Source organism: Sphingobacterium faecale (assembly GCF_016746095.1).
Taxonomy (GTDB): Bacteria; Bacteroidota; Bacteroidia; order Sphingobacteriales; family Sphingobacteriaceae; genus Sphingobacterium; species Sphingobacterium faecale.
Window position 1 is genome coordinate 214,883 of sequence record NZ_JAERTY010000010.1, and the last position, 18,554, is coordinate 233,436.

The window sequence follows — 18,554 nt, forward strand, 5'->3', positions numbered from 1 at the left end:
ATGCAAACATATAAAAAAAATTAAAGTTTCACATTTTTTAACATATTTTTTATCGAAAACAATAACCAAAACCGTAAAAAAGACAGAAACCAGACTTTAATTGTAACAAAGAACTAGTTATTTCGCCAAACAACTAAAATAAAATGAGTGCAGTATTACCATTACAAAGCCCTGTGACATCTTTATCTTTTATCAATAATCAGGGTTGCTTCCATTATATATTACATAAAAACGGGGTGATATTTTTCAACATCACCCCGTTCTATCCACTGAAGACTTACGAAATCTACGTATTTCTTCTACTGGTCATGGTAATCGGAAAAGCATCAATCCTTCAACGGGTTTTGGTCAGCTACCGACAATTGCTTGTTAGCGTTAATCTCATCTTGAGGTATTGCAAACAACCATCTATTACTATTAGCCGGTAGTGTCGTCACGCCTGGAGCAAAATTATTACCATTACCTCCATTTAACTGCGCTCCACCGTGGTTACCAGCGCCAGTAGGACGATTAAGCCCCTTTCCAAGGCGTTTGATATCCAGAAGACTAAAACCTTCTCCCCACAACTCAATTTTACGCTGTAACAGAATTTCATTTAACAAGGCCTCCCCTGCGAGACCTGCAGCTGTATATCCGCTGTATCTTGTTATCACTAGATCCGTAAGCGTCTGTGCAGCTGCCACGTCCTCCGTAAGACGAGCCTGCGCTTCCGCCTTAATAAGATATAGCTCGGACAATCTCATAAATAAATAATCTGAAGCCCAATTACCTAATTGACGCAACTGGAATTTCTTTTGTGCATAAATAGGCATATCAGCACTAATTACACCCTGAAACAAATCTTTACGCACATCACCGGCTTGGATCTTGTCGTAAAGATCCTTTGTGATCTTTTTCTGACCACCTAGTGCTGCATAACCGCCTACGGCAGCTCTATTATCCATATGCGAATAAAACGAAGCAAAAGCCGTAGATTGCTCTACATTGACCTCTCCACCCCAGATCCACTCAGCTGCACTCAGGGTATTGAACGCTGCTGAAGTGTACTGAGCAGCCGTAAACAATTGTTTACCACTCGACTTGATCGCTTTATCGGCCATTTCCAATGCTTTCGGAAAATCTCCCCTTTGAAGAGCCACTCGTGCAAATATTCCCTCTGCGGTAGCTTTGTTTACATGCGAAAGGTGAGCGCGGGATTTCCCTTCTAACAATTTAATAGACTCCGTCAAATCCAGGTAGATCTGATCGTACACGTCTTTCACCGTACCTCTTCCCTTACCTTCGGTTGTAGGGACTGTATAAAGCGGCACCCCCGGATTGTCCGGCCCATACTTCGAGAAGAAATTGACGAGATAATAATACGAGTGTGCACGCAAAGCTAATGCCTGTCCCATAATCAAGTCTTTTTCCTCCTGTGTCCCTGTTGCTGCCGGCAATAAGGATATGATCCGGTTCGCATTATTAATGATCCGATAATAATAATACCAGGTACGGTCTGCTCTTTGATTAGTACTGGCACTACTTAAACCAGAGTAATTATATTCACTCGTGTAATATCTATAGCCTTGGGCATGAAGGATAACATCTTCCCCCATCATATCAGAGGTCAGGTCATAGGCCTTTTGTCCAAAATTCCCATGGTTGGTCAACGAACTGTACATGGTACGTATAGTACCATTCAAGGCGACCATCGCCCCTTCAGTAGTCTTAAATACAATATCTGCACTCACTAAATCTGTCGGGTTCGTTTCTAAATATTCTTTCTTACAACTGGTAGCCATAATGGTGCAAGCCAAAGCTACCGCAGTCATTCCTTTATATAATCTTTTCATGTTGTTCTATCTTATAAACCTATTGTTACACCAAAAGTGAAGTTCCGCATAGTAGGATATGTATAATCTGCAGTTCCAGTAAAAGAGCGTTGCGGATCCATACCTTTTCTTTTCGTGAAAATCGCCGCATTATCTACGTTTGCAAAGACGCGAAGCCCGGACAATCCCATCCTAGAACTCAGCAGTTTATCAAAATTGTATCCCAACGTAATGTTTTTAACATTTAAGTAGGACGCATCAAACAGGAATCTGGACGACGTAGAGTTCCCAGCATTTGCCGCTCCGATACCATTCTGAAGACGAGGTACATCGGTCACTTGCCCCGGCTCTGTCCATGCATTCAAAATATCAGAATGCCAATGTGTTCCGTAATTCCCCATATGCATCAAGGAAGCATAGTTCCCATCATAAAATTTGCCTCCGATCTGATAAGTCAAAAGAACCGACAGATCAAACTGTTTGTAACGGAAAGAGTTAGTAATACCACCGACAAAATCAGGAATTGCAGAACCATGATAGTAATATGTAGCAGAGTTTACGTTATTAGTAGTCGTACGACCAATCACATTATCGTCTGCATCCAGCTCGTCCATATACCACAAAGCATCCCCGTTAGTAGGATCCACCCCAGCATAGTCTCTTAACCAGAATTGATAAACATCCTGTCCTTCCATCAATCTCTTTGTGCCACTGATAATACCTGCATCTCTATTTTCTTCAGGTAATTTCGTGATCTTGTTTTTGTAATGGCTAAGGTTAAGATCAATTCTCCAGTCAAAATCGGTATGACGGATTGCATTGTAACCAATCTGAAGATCAATACCACGATTATACATAGTACCTACATTACGCCAGATCGATGTAATACCAGTAGACATTGGTAGTGGAACACGGAATAATAAATTGGAAGATTCTCTATTATACCATTCGATAGTACCATCGATCTTTCTATCAAAAAGTGTAAAATCCAACCCGACATTTACCGCTCTGTTTTTCTCCCAACCTAATCCCTCATTGGGTAGTGAAGTGATGATTGCTCCTGGCATGCTCACATTGTTCCAGCCGTAACCGTAAAGACTTTGCCAGCCATAGAAATTATCAATATTCGTATTGGTAGGATCTTCCTGATCAGTCTCAGAGGATGCTCGAGCTTGTACCACTCCCTCATTACCTTGCTCTCCGTAACTCGCTCTCAACTTCAACTCATTAATCCAGCTCACATCCTTCAGGAAATCTTCCTGGCTGATTCTCCACCCAGCCCCGACAGAGTAGAAGTTACCCCATTGGTTATTTCCTTTTCCATCCTTACCAGGGTAAAAACGAGAAGTACCATCTCGACGTAGACTTGCTGACACTAGGTATTTATCGAGATAGGTATAGTTGACACGGCTGAAATAACCTTCGATTCTATGGTAGTTTTCGTAGGAAGTCGCATCCTCAAGGGTAGCTCCTGGCGCTAGTTCCGAATTTCCTGGAAAAGGGAAGCCCGAACGTGTTGCTGACAGAAAATTGCGCTCCAAGCGGTAATTCTCATGTCCTACCATTACATTCAAATTGTGATCTCCAAATGTCTTGTCATACGTCAATACCTGATTGAAGGTAAATGAAAGCTGTCTGTTCTGGATTTTAGTAGATCTACCTCTCACATTCGCAGCATCGCCATATTCAGGGTTTTGGAAAGTAGTGGTGTACCTATTGTAATAATTTCCACCCACAGTAGTCCTAAATGTAAAATCTTTTAAGAAACGTGCCTCTAAATAAGTGTTAAAGTTCACATTTCCTATTTTACCGGTTCGCTCGTCTAGAGCCAACGAACCTAAAAGATTGGAGTTACCTGCGTAGGGTCTTGCTCCCATCTGAGAGTTCAATCCCCAGTCCAACGATTTCTCTCCGGTCAATGGATCGATTACAAAACCTCCTTGATCATCGCGTTGCCATACCGGATAAATAGGGCCCATCATACGCGTATAGTAAAAAGGATTTATAGTGGTTGTACCTCCTATTGACTGTACATTATCCTGATAAGCCAATGCACCATCCAAGTTAAGACCTGCAGACAACCATTCTTTCACTTTACTATCCACATTGACGCGTCCGTTAAAACGCTCATATCCTGAATGCTTAACAAAGCCTGGTTCATTCAGGTAACCTAGAGATACAAAGTGGGTCGACTTATCGGATCCTCCGGAGTAATTCAAATTGTAATCTTGTCTGAACGGAGTACGGAAAAGTGCATCTTGCCAATCGTCCGCATATAAAATTTTCGCATTGGGGTTGAATTTGCCATTTGCCAAAACAACCTCATTGTCTGCCTGATCCGTTACATTATACACCAATCCATCCATCAGAGAGTTGGAAGCATTCTGATTAACAGCATCAGTGATCTTAGACGGATCGCCAAGAACAAGACCATTACGGGTAGCCTGCCACATACCCTCATAATACTGGGGGATACTCACACGGTCATATTCAGGTATAGCACGGTTCAAAAAACCCAAACGCGCAGTAAAATTCATACGGGGGGTATTCGCCCGACCTTTCTTTGTGGTGATCATCACAACACCGTTGGCAGCACGCGAACCGTACAATGCTGTAGCTGCTGCATCTTTTAATACCGTCGTACTTTCAATATCATCTGTAGAAATAGAAACGTTGGAACCTGAATAAGGTACGCCATCGATAACATATAACGGAGACGAACTTGCATTCACAGAGCCGATACCACGGATGCGGATATCCGAACTTGTACCCGGTGCCCCTCCGCCGTTACTAGCTTGGATACCGGCTACAGTCCCCTCTAAAGCCTTTGTAAAAGAGGCTACTTGCTGCTTTTCAAAAGTCTTAGATGAAATAGTCGATTCCGATCCAGTAAAAGCAGTCTTCTTAATCGTTCCATAAGGAACCTGAACAACAACTTCTTCCAATTCCTCTTGGTCAGTGACCAGATCGACATTGATGACAGACTGGTTGCCAACAGCTACACGTTTTGAGACATGACCTATGTAGCTAAAGTTTAACGTCCCATTCGAGGAGACCTCCAATACGAAGCGTCCATTGCCGTCTGTCTGTGTACGGGTAGTACCTCCTACCACGGATACAGATACACCCGCCAAAGCTGCTCCATCCGAAGCGGAGGTCACCTTTCCACTCACCTGGCGATTTTGTGCATAAGCTCCCCCTACAAGGAGTACAAATACACAAATAAAACTGAGTAATTTTTGTTTCATGTGTTTATGTGTTTAGTTAAAATAATTACACTATTAAATCTTTTGCTATAGTAATCAATGCAACCAAATTGTAAACACAAACACACACGATTTGCGTAGACTACAAAAAGCGAAAAGAATCGCTTTTCATAAAATAAAGAAGTATAAAAAAGTTAGTGTGCGCCAATTCAGTAGAATCGGGGAAACAAATATAATGTCACAAAGTTGTTATTGCAAGCTTTTTAATATAAAATATCTTTTGTTACAAATGAAGCAAGCAAAACAGCCCCTATTTAACAAACCTTCAAAACCCCGTATAGCTTTAACACGCTCTTAAGAAACCAATAAGTTTTGATATATAATTCTGAATTAACATATCTTTTAAGAATAATATTTCACTGAAAACCTAAAAAACACTAAATCCCGAATAATCTCGAACCATCAATCTCATTACTTCATACCGGACATTCAATTCTCAATACTAAATATTACCTTTGTAACATGAGATTTGATATCATTACCGTGCTTCCTTCTCTATTGGATAGCCCTTTTGCGCATTCTATATTACAACGTGCGCAAAAAAAGGGTCTGAGTGAGATACACGTACACAATCTTCGGGACTACGCCACTAATAAACATAAGTCTGTCGATGACTATCCATATGGCGGAGGATCGGGAATGGTCATGCAGATTGAGCCATTTGCAGCTTGTATTGAGAAGTTAAAAAGCGAACACGAGTATGATGAAATCATCTATATGACGCCTGACGGAATTACGCTCAACCAATCGATAGCCAATGATCTCTCGACAAAGGGAAATATAATTATCCTATGTGGACACTATAAAGGGATAGATCAACGTATACGGGATGTTTTTGTGACCCGAGAGATTTCTATCGGTGACTACGTACTATCCGGAGGCGAGCTTCCTGCAGCAATCCTCGTTGATGCCATCGTACGTCTAATCCCTGGCGTACTTTCAGATGAAACTTCTGCGCTATCGGACTCTTTTCAAGATGGTCTACTCGATGCACCGATATACACTAGACCTGCCGAATGGCGCGGACATAAAGTCCCCGACATCCTACTAAGTGGTAACGAAGCAAAAATAAATGCCTGGCGCGATGAACAGCAACTACAACGTACACAGGAAAGAAGACCGGATTTGTTACATGACGAATAAAATCTGCTTAAAGCTTATAAAACCGTTGATAATTAAGTAAGCATTTGTAACTTTTTTTATTTTTTTAACAAAAATAATTTGATTATTTAAAAATTATTCTAAATTTGTGATTCAATGATAACACAAAGCACATATCAATTTTGGTGGTGGCCCGGAGCAAATAGCGTCGGGAGGCACCTCTTTTGGTTTTCAGAATAAGGATTTTTTAATCAACCAAAACCATAAATCAAAAAGCCCGGCGTATTTCGTCGGGCTTTTTTTGTGCAATAAAGAGTCTTAAAAAAACAAAACGATACTAGATATACAAAACATAGATAAACATGATATACACATTCAAGACAAACCATAAAAAAATACTGGCAGACACAACGACTCCAGTCAGTATCTATCTCCGTCTCCGAGATATTTTTCCAAATAGTATACTGTTAGAAAGTTCGGAGTACCAAAGTAGAGACAATAATATCAGCTATATATGCTGTCAACCTGTGGCTGGTCTTATACTGAATGAAGAGAACCTGACTATCCACTATCCACAACAGGAAAACGTAAAGAAGGAAGCAGCTCAAATCAACCTTAGAAATGAAATCTCTGCATTTCGCCAGTCTTTCAACGAAAATGTGATCGACGACATAAACGTTATTTCAAATGGCTTGTTTGGTTATTTTTCTTTTGATACAGTGGCACACTTTGAGGATATCACATTAACGGCCAAATTGGAAGAATCCCGCAAAATCCCATTTTTACAATATCATATTTACAAATATGTCATTGCGATCGATCATTTCCGGAATCAGCTTTATATGTTCGAACATCTCCTCGAAGACGAGGAAAGCGAGTTGGAGCGAATTGAATACCTTATCCAGAATAAAAATTTTCCAGAATATTCTTTCCAAACAACGGACAAAGAGATGTCCAACATGGATGATGAGCAATTCAGGCAGCTTGTCGAGAAGATGAAGTCTCATATCCGTAGAGGTGATGTGTTTCAGATCGTCCCTTCACGTGCATTCTCAACAGCTTTCTCGGGTGATGAGTTCAACGTATACCGTGCATTGCGATCGGTTAATCCTTCCCCCTATCTCTTTTACTTTGACTACGGTGATTTTAAACTCTTTGGTTCTTCGCCGGAGGCACAGCTTACCATTAAGAAAGGAGAAGCCACCATTTATCCTATAGCAGGAACTTTCAAACGTACGGGCGACATCGAGAAAGATGAAAAGATTGCCGAGGACCTAAAAAATGACCCCAAGGAATCTGCTGAGCACGTCATGCTGGTCGACTTGGCTCGTAATGACTTAAGCCGTCACTGTACACATGTGCAGGTCAGATCCTATAAAGAAGCACAGTATTATTCTCATATCATCCACTTGGTATCTAAGGTAGCCGGCAAGCTAAAACCGACAACAAATCCATTCGACATTGTTGGCGACACCTATCCTGCCGGCACACTATCAGGTGCTCCAAAACATATGGCACTAACTCTAATCGATCGTTATGAAGGGCTGCAACGCTCCTTTTATTCCGGAGCCATAGGTTTTATGGGATTCAATGGAGATTTCAATCACGCTATTATGATACGATCATTCTTAAGTAAAAAGAATGTCCTCCATTACCAGGCAGGCGCGGGTATTGTACTGGATTCTGACCCCGAAAAAGAACTACAAGAAGTTAATAATAAAATAGCTGCACTACGCAGAGCACTTGAAATAGCACAAACGATATGATACGTCCACTCGAATACTGCGAAAATACCGCACACATAGCTTCTAGTATTGATACCATAGACGCTAGAATAATGGAATTACTCCACCTTAGAGAGCAGTATCTTGCCCAAAAACAACGAATACTAGGCGAAGAAGAAACAGATTTGGTAAATTTACCGGAGGTTAATGAGGAAATCCAACAATTAGTACAAACCAATCATTCATTACAAAATGAACAAAAATAGAATTCTCGTTATCGACAACTACGATTCATTTACATACAATCTTGTCCACCTATTACAAGAACTAGGAGAAAGCTATGAAGTCGTACGCAACGACAAATTTCAAATAGACTACGTCGAGCAGTTTGAATGTATCTTACTATCTCCAGGTCCAGGAATCCCAGAAGAAGCAGGATTACTTCTCGATGTGATCCGTACCTATGCGGCAAGCAAACGTATCTTAGGCATATGCCTTGGACAGCAAGCAATTGCAGAAGTATTCGGCGGCACACTATATAATATGCCCAAACCGTTACACGGGGTCGCTTCGTCCATCATTATTACAGATAAAGACGAGAAATTATTTCAGGACTTCCCTGAAGACTCTAAAATAGGCCGTTACCATTCGTGGGCTGTTAATACGGAAGATTTACCGGACTCGCTCCAGGTAACGGCAGTTGACGAAAATGGGGTGATCATGGCCCTAAGGCACAAACAATATGATGTCCGTGGAATGCAATTTCACCCAGAATCTATATTGACCGAGAATGGAAAAAAATTAATCGAGAATTGGTTGAAATAAAAGATTAACAAGTTAACATGTTATCATGTTAACTAGAGTGCATGATAACTGGATCACAAGATAACTCGATAACTATACAAAAATGACTATACTAGATAAAATCGTAGCAAGAAAAAAAACAGAAGTAGCTGAGGCCAAAGCCAAGGTCACTATACAACAATTGGAAAAGTATCCGTTGTTTTCCAGAATTTGCTACTCTTTAAAAGAATCTATCGAACACCCACAGCGCACAGGTATCATTGCTGAATACAAAAGAGCTTCCCCATCTAAGGGGATCATCAATGGCAGGTCGACCGTACAAGAAGTGGTACAAGGGTATCAGGCCGCTGGTGCGTCAGCAATATCCGTACTCACTGACCAGGATTTTTTCCAAGGCAGTCTAGCCGACCTCACCGCGGCTCGCGAAGTACTTCAGCTGCCCTTACTCCGCAAAGAGTTTATAATAGACAAGTACCAAATCGCAGAGGCAAAAGCTTTTGGTGCTGATATCATCCTACTAATCGCTGCCTGTCTCACGCCGGCCGAAGTTGAATCCTTATCCATTTATGCCAAGAGTATTGGACTGAACGTATTGTTGGAGGTCCACAATGAGGAAGAACTTCAACGCAGTATTTTTAACAGCATCGATGCTATAGGTGTCAACAATAGAAATTTGAAAGACTTTTCGGTATCGTTGGATCACTCTTACGATCTGGTCAACAAAATACCGAATCGCTTTATCAAAGTTTCCGAAAGTGGAATTTCCGACCCACATACCATACGGGATCTCAAAAAAAGAGGTTTTCAATCCTTTTTGATAGGCGAGAACTTTATGAAGACAATCGATCCAGGAGAAGCCATGAAAAATTTTGTCGGTGAAGTGGTATGTTGATTTGCTGATTCGTAGATTCGCATAAAAAAACCTAATTTTGCACCATGTCTGTAAAAATTGGCGAAAACATAGATTTGGGAGAATTCCCTCTCTTATTGGCTCCTATGGAGGATGTCAGTGATCCTCCGTTCCGTTACGTATGCAAACAGAATGGCGTAGATATGATGTATACGGAATTTATATCTTCAGAAGGACTAATTCGGGATGCAGCCAAATCCGTGCAAAAACTGGACATATTTGAATACGAACGTCCCATCGGTATACAGATATTTGGAGGTGACATCGAGTCGATGCGTCAGTCAGCAGAAATATGTACTAAAGCCAACCCCAACCTTATCGACATTAACTACGGCTGTCCAGTAAAAAAAGTCGTATGCAAAGGGGCTGGTTCATCCTTACTGCAAGATATCGACAAAATGGTCGCTATGACCAAGGCTGTAGTCGAAGCGACGCATCTGCCTGTAACGGTCAAGACCAGGTTGGGCTGGGACGATAACACCAAAAATGTATATGAAGTAGCCGAGCGCCTACAGGATGTCGGTATACAAGCGTTAGCAATACACGGTCGCACACGAGCTCAACTTTACAAAGGGCAAGCCGATTGGGCTATGATACGTGACATCAAGCGCAACCCTCGAATAAAGATCCCAATCTTTGGAAACGGAGATGTAGACTCTGTTGAAAAGGCAGCATCGTGGAGGCAAGAATATGAAGTCGATGGCATTATGATCGGCCGCGCATCTATTGGTTATCCTTGGATATTTCGGGAAATAAAACATTTTTTCAAAACCGGTGAGCGACTTGAGGGACCTACTATTGCCGAACGCGTAGAAGTGTGCCGTACGCACCTGACGAAATCCATCGAATGGAAAGGTGATAAGCTTGGTATCTTCGAAATGCGCAGGCATTATGCCAACTATTTTAAAGGCATTCCTAATTTCAAGGAATATCGTATGAAGCTGGTCGGCCTCTCCTCCCATGACGAGATCCAAGAAGTGCTTGAAGATATCAAAGAAAATTTTGTAGGAGAGGCTGTTTAACCAGCCTTTCTTAGTATCTGCATGACTTTATTCTTCTCCAAAAACACAGTAGCAATACAAAAAACAATCAATAAGAGATTTCCTATCCAAACATTACTGTCGAAAACGAAACAGCTGGTTAAAGAAATTAAAAATCCAACTATCAGATATAGACTAATGGTACCAAAAGCGTACGGTATCGGATAGTATTTTTGTCCCCACACCAGCGATAACATAATCATTATACCATAAACAATGGTGGTGGACAGTACCGCTCCGACATAAGAGTATTGGGGGATCAATATAACATTCAAAACAATGGTCACCAAAGCACCTACCCCTGAAATATAAATGGCATATTTTGTCTTATCCGTTAACTTATACCATACCGAAAGATTCATATAGATCCCCAACAAGACATAATTAAAAAGTAAAATAGGGACAATCTTCAGACCTTGCCAATAGACCTCAGGTTGTAATTCATTTCCTTTGATAAACATTTTCAGCCAACTGATATTTGCCGTTATCCCCACCATGACCATCACCATCAATATCACAAAATATTTCATGATGATTGCATAAGTTCGCTGCGCGTTTTCACTCTTGGCATGCGAAAAGAAAAAAGGTTCTGCTCCTAATCTAAAGGCCGTGACAAAAAGGCTCAGAAATACCGCGATCTTAGTCACTGCATTATATATCCCCAACTCTATCTTTCCAATTTCTCCAGGAATAAGCTTGGGAAAAAACATCTTATCGAGATTTTCGTTGATAATAAACGAAATATTAGCCACTAGAATAGGAAGACTATAGGTCAGCATACTTCTCATAATCGGCTTATCTATCCTCAAGCGCACTTTGGAGATCTCTGGAAAGAGTAATAGAAGCGTAACTACACTTGCCCCTAGATTGGACAGGAAAACATAGCCGAGCCACCCCTCGACAAACCAATCGCCTGCAAAATTGGACCAAAATAGGGAGCCCTGCTTCCAAGCCGGAAGGTAAACGATAAAAAATAAATTGAGACCTACAGTGACAAATATATTTACGAATTTGAGGTAGCTGTACCGAATGGGGCGTCCTTCAGCTCTAAGCCTAGCAAAAGGCACAACAGCCAGAGCATCAGCCACCAAGATAAAAGCAAAATACTTGATATATTGAACATATATGTCCACATCTCCCCCATCGGCAAACCAAGAAGCAATCGGCTTAGTATATAGAAAGACAGCAAAGAGCAATAGCGCAGATGTTAACAGGGTAACAATAAAGCTATTGTTATAAATTTTATCCCTGTCTTCTTTTTTCTGTTTCTGGAGGTACCTAAAATAGGTAGTTTCCATACCAAATGCCAAAATGGCATTTAACATAGAGACCCAGGCATAAAAATTAGAATACACGCCATAAACCGCAGCATCCTTAAACTTCCGTAGGTAGACGGGAGTCATCAGGAAACTGATCATCCGGGAAACAATGGTCGTAAAACCATAAATCACCGTATCGCTTAAAAACTTCTTAATAGACGACACAGGCGGTTATTTACGGTGTTTGAGAACTTCAAAATTCGTAAAGCCCCTGATCTCTCCCCCCTCATCACAAATTACTTCTTCCACCTCGGCTCTATCAGGTCCTTCCTCACAGTACTCCAACAAAGATTCTAAACCGAAATCATCTCCTTCAGCCTCGATATAGACCGATCCGTCTGCCTGATTAATAATGAACCCCTTTATTCCCAGCTGATCGGCAACAGCTTTTGTCGTAAGTCTAAAATAAACGCCCTGAACCTTCCCTTTTACAGTAATATTATAATGTTTCATCAAAATCGTTCTCTTTATTGATGTAAATCCATCATAAGAAAAAATGCTATTAAGAGCCTCCCCTTTTATTACATCGGATTTATTACTGCAAAAGTAAACAATTTATTTAAGCAATACGCTCCATCTCTACCTTGTCCGTAATCTTAAAATGATTCATATTTTTAAGTAACAGCAAGCCTGGAGTCTTCCCAACTTCCAAAGAACCCAAACCTTCATCCAACGACAATGCTTTCGCCCCGTTTATAGTGGCCCATTTCAATGTTTTGTTAAAATCCAATTCTGGAAAATGGCGATGCAACACCTTCAACTCATCAAGTATACTTAGGGTATCGTTAGAAGCTAAGCTGTCTGTTCCTATCGCTATATTGCTTGCATTTTGTTCAAAAATACTAACTTTTGGAAGCGCATCCTCGATATACAAATTAGCTTTGGGACAGAGACATAGAAACACATCTCTCCCCATCCTGCGGATAAAATCCAGATCCTTTAATGAAGTGTACGTATTATGTACAAGAATCACCCTATTCCGAGCAGGAAGGTACGACATATAGGTCTGAATGGAGTTTCTTGCCTGTGCTTTAAAATCATCCGCAGGAAAACCGATCTGACTGTAAAAGTCAAGGAACTCTCCGGTCTTATAACGAAAAAGTTTATTCTCTTCTTCACTTTCCTGATTATGGATGGAAATAATATTATCGTCCGAAATAGATTTCTTAAAAGCTTTAAAAAGAACCTTAGAACAAGAATAAGGAGCATGAAGTGTAATCGAAGCGTGCTCGGAATCAAAACTAAACTCTATCTCCCGCGCTTCATCAATCTTCTCTATGGCCTCTTCCTCCCGCAATCCCAATATCTCTACAAACGTATGATAGGCAATCTTACTCGCTTCCTTTACCTTAGCAGACACCGTAGAGTTAACATGATCACCGACTGCCTGTATACCATTGGCATACATAACCTTATCCGCAGCAACCATAGCTTCATAGACAATGTCTTCGTCAGCACCCCGATTAGACATCACTTCGGTGATAAACTTGACTAAACCCTGCTTCTGAGGAATCTTGCCCAATAGATGAGACAATTCTAAATGACAGTGCGCATTAATAAACCCAGGAATCAGAACTCCTTTGAAGCGTTCAATTTCCACATTTTTAGGCACCGAATCATTATCATATATCCCTAGGACAGTACCATTTTCGTCCATTGCAATGACCCCATTTTTTATAGGGCTGGACGTGACTGGCATCACATAATCAGCTGAATAATAATGAACCATTTATATACCAATAGTTAGTGTGTGTGTGTATGTTTTCTAAAGGAAAATACTTAACCCCTAGAAAATGTAAATCTACTACAAAATATTGCTTTAAACCAATAGTCTTGACAAATTAAGTAATTTTTTTTACAGAAAGTTGATGGATGTTTTTTTTACAAAAAAAATAACCTATGTTTGCGGCATCGAAAAGGGGTGCCTTGTTCATTAAGAACATAAAAAAGGCTGAGATTATACCCATCCCGACTATAAATCGGGAACACCTGATCTGGATAATGCCAGCGTAGGGAAGGGCGGTTAAATTGTAACGCTACTGTGACCCCTTACAGTAGTTTGGTTTAACTCAAAATAATTTTTACATCTTATGATTAGGCAATTTTTTGCTACTTGGTTATTGACGCTATGTATTACAGTAAGCGCTCTAGCACAACAAAAACTGACCATCCGCATAACGGATCAACAGATGCTCCCTATCCATGGGGCTACCATCACAATCGATGGAAAATCAAAGCAGACCAATGAAAAGGGGCTATCGGATTTCTTAATTGGACACGAAGCAAGTAGAACGATGAAAGTGCAGCACCTGGGCTATAGAACGCTCACGGCAGCCATTGAAAAAGAAAAAACGCACATTGAAGTAAGCCTACAACCTTTACACCTGCAGACGGGAGAAGCGTTCGTCTACGCGACACGTGCGAAAGAAAATTCGGCCACTACCTTCAAAAATATTAATAAGGAAGAAATCAGAAAATCAAATTTAGGACAGGACATCCCCTACCTTATCAACCAGACACCAAGCGTAGTAGTCGGATCTGATGCTGGTGCAGGTATCGGATACACCAATATTACAATACGTGGATCAGACAATGAACGTATCAACGTAACCTTAAATGGCATCCCGCTTAACGATGCGGAGAGCATGGGATCGTTTTTTGTCAATCTCCCTGACTTTGCATCAAGTATGGAAAGCATTCAGATACAGCGTGGAATCGGCACGTCTACCAATGGAGCCGGTGCCTTCGGAGCTTCCTTAAACATACAGACAGACGCCTTGGAAAACAATCCTTATGCTGAATTCAATAATTCCTTTGGTTCATACAACTCCTGGAAAAACACACTAAAGGTAGGTTCTGGGTTGATCAACGACAAGTATGCTTTCAATGCCCGTCTATCACGTATTTCCTCTGATGGTTATATGGAGAGAGCGACTTCTGATATGAAATCATTTTATGTCGATGGAGGCCTATATACAGAGAAGCACACACTTAAAGCCACTTTATTTTCTGGAAAACAAAAGACCTATCAGGCTTGGACAGGTGTACCGGAGCCGCTGATTAAAGGAGATCGTTCCTTACTTACTGATTACGCAGGCACAGGATTAGGGATATATGACGGACCGGAGCTAGATCGGATATTGCAGGCAGACCGCCGCTACAATGTGTACACTTATGATAATCAGACGGACAACTATACACAAACACATGCCCACCTGCAGTATACCAACCGAATCAATGACAAGTTAGACCTGAATACAGCGCTACACTACACACGTGGCGCAGGATACTACGAAGAATATCGATTGGGTGACAAACTCGCTAAATATAACATGGAGGACGTCACACTAGGCGGAGAAAAAATCAAGAAATCGGATCTTATCCGTAGAAGATGGCTAGACAACCATTTCTATGGTCTAACCTATGCCCTGAATTATAAACCAACGAGTGCAGTTAACATGACGTTGGGCGGCGCCTACAACCAATACAAAGGAGATCATTATGGACAGGTTATTTGGGCAAGATATGCATCAAACAGTGAACTCGGAGACAAGTATTACCTAAACGATGCACAGAAAAATGACTTTAATATATTTGCGAAAGCGGACTATAGAATCGACAAGTGGCTATTGAACCTAGATGTGCAATATCGGAACATCTATTATCAGGTACAGGGAAATGATGATAAGGTCAAAGACATGGATTTTGACAACAACCTGAATTTCGTTAATCCGAAAGCAGGCATTACTTATTTCCTCAGCTCTCATGCAAACCTATATGCCTCTTATGCCTATGCAAACAAAGAACCAGTCCGTAAGGATTACGTGGAGAACCCACGCAATGAGTTTCCAAAAGCCGAGAAAATGCAGGATATAGAAGCAGGATACCGCTTCACTAATAATACCTTTAATTTAGGGGCAAATGTATACGCTATGCTTTACAAAGATCAGTTAATACCTACCGGATCTATCAACGACACGGGCGGTGCATTGCGTATGAATATTCCTAAGAGCCATCGTATAGGCCTCGAATTGGATGGAACCTGGAAGATTAGCAAACAGTTCTCATGGGCTGCGACTTTGGCTTTGAGTGACAACAAAATCAAAAACTTCATAGAGTACGTTCCTGTATACGACGATGACTGGGTCAAAATCAGAGAAGAAGTTATCGAACATGGTAACACGAATATTCTTAAATCTGCTTCTACGATTTTATCCAACAACGTCACCTATTCGCCTGTAGAAGCACTTTCTTTCAGTCTATTGAGCAAATATGTGTCTCGTTTGTATCTGGATAATACTTCAAACAAAAACCGATCCATAGACCCATCTTTTGTAAATAACCTGGTAGCGCAATATAGTTTTCAAGCCCTAGGGTTACAACGTGTCGACCTGAGTTTAGCGGTAAATAATATACTAAACACAAAGTATGAATCGCATGGTTATACCTGGAGGCAAATGTTCGAATCCAAAGGCTCCATAGAACACTATAACTTCTATTACCCGCAGGCGACTACAAACTTTATGTTGGGATTAAACATACGCTTTTAAGATATTAAAGCGATAAACAAAAATTTGGTCAGTGAAGCTGTCGGTTTAAAATCGACAGCTTCACTTGCTTTATACAAATCCAATCGACGCCCTTCCGCTAAAGTTTTTATTTATAGGAACTATACTCGGGTTTTGTATATTTGCCCTAACCTAAGTAGCACACTGCTACGCGTAAAGTCATGGACAATCAAAGACAGGCCGATTTGTTAAGAGATCTTCAGGCAGACAGCTATGCGGCTTTCTATGCTATCTATGATGATATAGGTCCCATAATAGCCTCTAAGCTATTGCAGATTGTTAAAGATCCCTCCATCGTAGAAGACCTTCATCAAGAGACTTTTTTAAAACTTTGGGCCCTAAGGCGCCAAATCCCCAAAGACACTAATCTTAGAGCATATACCTTCACTATTGCAAAAAACCTATCTATCGACTTCTTCAGAAAAGTAGCGAAAGATAGAAAGCTACAAAATGAAATCTTCCAACACCTTACCGTGACCTACGAACATGTAGACGCCTTAATCCAAGCGCAAGAGAACAATGAAATCTTGCAGCAGATATTAAATCTACTCCCCCCCCAACGCAAACAGGTTTTTTTGCAGATCAAAATGGAAGGCAAATCTTATCAGGAAGTAGCGGACTATTACGGAGTCTCCTTAAGCACCGTAAAAGATCATATGGCAAAAGCTATGAAACTCGTAAAAACACAACTCAGTTCTAATCACCTGCTTATCACTGCACTTATCAGCATAAAAATATTATTCCGATAATTTTTTTTTATTAGAGCCGAGAGATTCTCTCTCTCCTCCGTCTTATAATCATTAAATCTAATTTCACATTGGAACGTTTCGACTATATACTAAAGAAATACTTGAATGGATCCTGTAATGAACAGGAGTTCTATGAACTTTGGCAGATCCTATCCGAAAATCCTGACCTTATAAACCATGGGATTGAGCCGGCAATACAAGCGCATATAGAAAAGGATCTTTCGGAGATGCCAAATAAAAATACTGTTATTGAAGGTATCGTAAGGTTAAATAGGGAGCGTATCGAAAAATCACTTACAAAAGCTTGCAAAAAGCAAAATACACGTCGCTTATATAGTCTCAAAATAGTCAGCGCAGTAGCAGCTGCATGCGTTATATTCTTCTTGATGTACTATATGTTTATCCCGCAAACACAGTATGATCAAATGCTTGGGACAAACCCTCCTATTACATATAATCCAGCCACCCAACAGGCCACACTAACACTAAATGATGGCCGATATATTCACTTGGACAGCGATACAATACCTCAGATTTCCCTAAAAGAAGATAAGCTTCTGGTAAACGGAGAAGAAGCCTTACAGGGCAACCTTACAAACAAAGAAGTCGCTATAAGTACACCGCGGGGCGCATATTTCATAGTCAATTTACCTGACGGAAGTAAAGTTCATTTACATGCTTCCAGTAAAATATCTTTTTCATCCTCCTTTCAATCTAATAGAGCTGTACAGTTGTCTGGTGAAGCCTACTTTGATGTGGTCCACGACCCTAGTAGAAAATTCACCGTTAAAACAGAGAAACAATCTGTAGAAGTACTGGGGACCCGGTTCAACATTGGAGCTTATCAGAATGAACCCACACAAACGACCTTGGTCGAAGGCTCCGTTAAGATATCAGGCGCCAATAATAAAACGATTATACTGAAACCCGGTCAACAAGCCATCAACGATGACGAAATATTAACAATGAAAAATGTAGATAGCGAAGACTATATATCCTGGACAAAAGGAGAGTTACGATTTGTCAAGGAACCGTTGAACATTCTCCTCGGTAAAATATCAAGGTGGTACGACATTGATGTACAAATGGACGAGAATCTAGTTAAATCAATTACTTTTTCGGGTCAACTCTTCCAGGATACTCCACTGAAGGATTTCCTATCCAGTATACAGGAATCCTCACATGTAAGCTTCGAGTTAAATAATAAGAAACTGATAGTAAAATCAAAACCATAAATCCACTATATATGTAAAAAACAACTA

General features: G+C 40.7%; 14 protein-coding genes. 9 read left to right on the forward strand and 5 right to left on the reverse strand.

What is annotated here, in order from left to right; genetic code table 11:
• Positions 1–326 precede the first annotated feature (326 nt).
• The gene (locus tag JKG61_RS18315) at positions 327–1,832 is read right to left on the reverse strand and encodes a RagB/SusD family nutrient uptake outer membrane protein (protein WP_202104409.1); all 1,506 of its coding nucleotides are present in this window, start codon (positions 1,830–1,832) and stop codon (positions 327–329) included.
• A gap of 11 nt (positions 1,833–1,843) precedes the next feature.
• Entirely contained in the window at positions 1,844–5,059 is a 3,216-nt protein-coding gene (locus JKG61_RS18320) for a SusC/RagA family TonB-linked outer membrane protein (protein ID WP_202104411.1), read from the reverse strand.
• A gap of 480 nt (positions 5,060–5,539) precedes the next feature.
• Here JKG61_RS18320 and trmD point away from each other — a divergent pair, with 480 nt between their 5' ends.
• The 6 genes from trmD (at position 5,540) to dusB (ending at position 10,638) form a co-directional block, all read left to right on the forward strand.
• Positions 5,540–6,220 (forward strand): tRNA (guanosine(37)-N1)-methyltransferase TrmD, encoded by a 681-nt coding sequence (trmD, locus tag JKG61_RS18325; RefSeq protein ID WP_202104412.1) that lies wholly within the window; start codon positions 5,540–5,542, stop codon positions 6,218–6,220.
• Between the two features lie 320 nt (positions 6,221–6,540).
• Positions 6,541–7,944, forward strand: a complete 1,404-nt coding sequence (locus tag JKG61_RS18330; protein ID WP_202104413.1) for an anthranilate synthase component I family protein — start codon at positions 6,541–6,543, stop codon at positions 7,942–7,944.
• A 71-nt stretch (positions 7,945–8,015) separates the two neighbouring features.
• Positions 8,016–8,168 carry a hypothetical protein gene (locus JKG61_RS18335; RefSeq protein ID WP_237249536.1) on the forward strand — a complete coding sequence of 51 codons (153 nt, stop codon included), beginning with the start codon at positions 8,016–8,018 and terminating at the stop codon, positions 8,166–8,168.
• Positions 8,155–8,727, forward strand: coding sequence for an anthranilate synthase component II (locus JKG61_RS18340; protein WP_202104415.1), 573 nt, complete (start codon positions 8,155–8,157; stop codon positions 8,725–8,727). Before JKG61_RS18335 ends, JKG61_RS18340 begins: the two co-directional genes overlap by 14 nt.
• An 82-nt stretch (positions 8,728–8,809) precedes the next feature.
• Positions 8,810–9,598: an indole-3-glycerol phosphate synthase TrpC gene (gene trpC, locus JKG61_RS18345; protein WP_202104416.1), complete on the forward strand. Its 789-nt coding sequence runs from the start codon at positions 8,810–8,812 to the stop codon at positions 9,596–9,598.
• A gap of 44 nt (positions 9,599–9,642) precedes the next feature.
• Complete coding sequence (dusB, locus tag JKG61_RS18350; RefSeq protein WP_202104417.1) at positions 9,643–10,638, forward strand: tRNA dihydrouridine synthase DusB; 996 nt, start codon at positions 9,643–9,645, stop codon at positions 10,636–10,638.
• Here dusB and JKG61_RS18355 read toward each other — a convergent pair.
• The 3 genes from JKG61_RS18355 to JKG61_RS18365 form a co-directional block, all read right to left on the reverse strand.
• Entirely contained in the window at positions 10,635–12,140 is a 1,506-nt protein-coding gene (locus tag JKG61_RS18355) for a lipopolysaccharide biosynthesis protein (protein WP_317192422.1), read from the reverse strand. The two genes, dusB and JKG61_RS18355, sit on opposite strands and share 4 nt — an antisense overlap.
• 6 nt (positions 12,141–12,146) lie before the next feature.
• Positions 12,147–12,428: an acylphosphatase gene (locus JKG61_RS18360; RefSeq protein WP_202104418.1), complete on the reverse strand. Its 282-nt coding sequence runs from the start codon at positions 12,426–12,428 to the stop codon at positions 12,147–12,149.
• Between the two features lie 106 nt (positions 12,429–12,534).
• The gene (locus tag JKG61_RS18365; protein ID WP_202104419.1) at positions 12,535–13,704 is read right to left on the reverse strand and encodes an amidohydrolase family protein; all 1,170 of its coding nucleotides are present in this window, start codon (positions 13,702–13,704) and stop codon (positions 12,535–12,537) included.
• Between the two features lie 361 nt (positions 13,705–14,065).
• Between JKG61_RS18365 and JKG61_RS18370 the strand changes: the two genes are divergently transcribed.
• From JKG61_RS18370 to JKG61_RS18380, 3 genes are all read left to right on the forward strand, one after another.
• Entirely contained in the window at positions 14,066–16,525 is a 2,460-nt protein-coding gene (locus tag JKG61_RS18370; protein WP_202104420.1) for a TonB-dependent receptor, read from the forward strand.
• Positions 16,526–16,704: 179 nt separating this feature from the next.
• Positions 16,705–17,292, forward strand: a complete 588-nt coding sequence (locus JKG61_RS18375; protein WP_202104421.1) for an RNA polymerase sigma factor — start codon at positions 16,705–16,707, stop codon at positions 17,290–17,292.
• A 68-nt stretch (positions 17,293–17,360) separates the two neighbouring features.
• Positions 17,361–18,527 (forward strand): FecR family protein, encoded by a 1,167-nt coding sequence (locus JKG61_RS18380; protein ID WP_202104422.1) that lies wholly within the window; start codon positions 17,361–17,363, stop codon positions 18,525–18,527.
• Positions 18,528–18,554 lie beyond the last annotated feature (27 nt).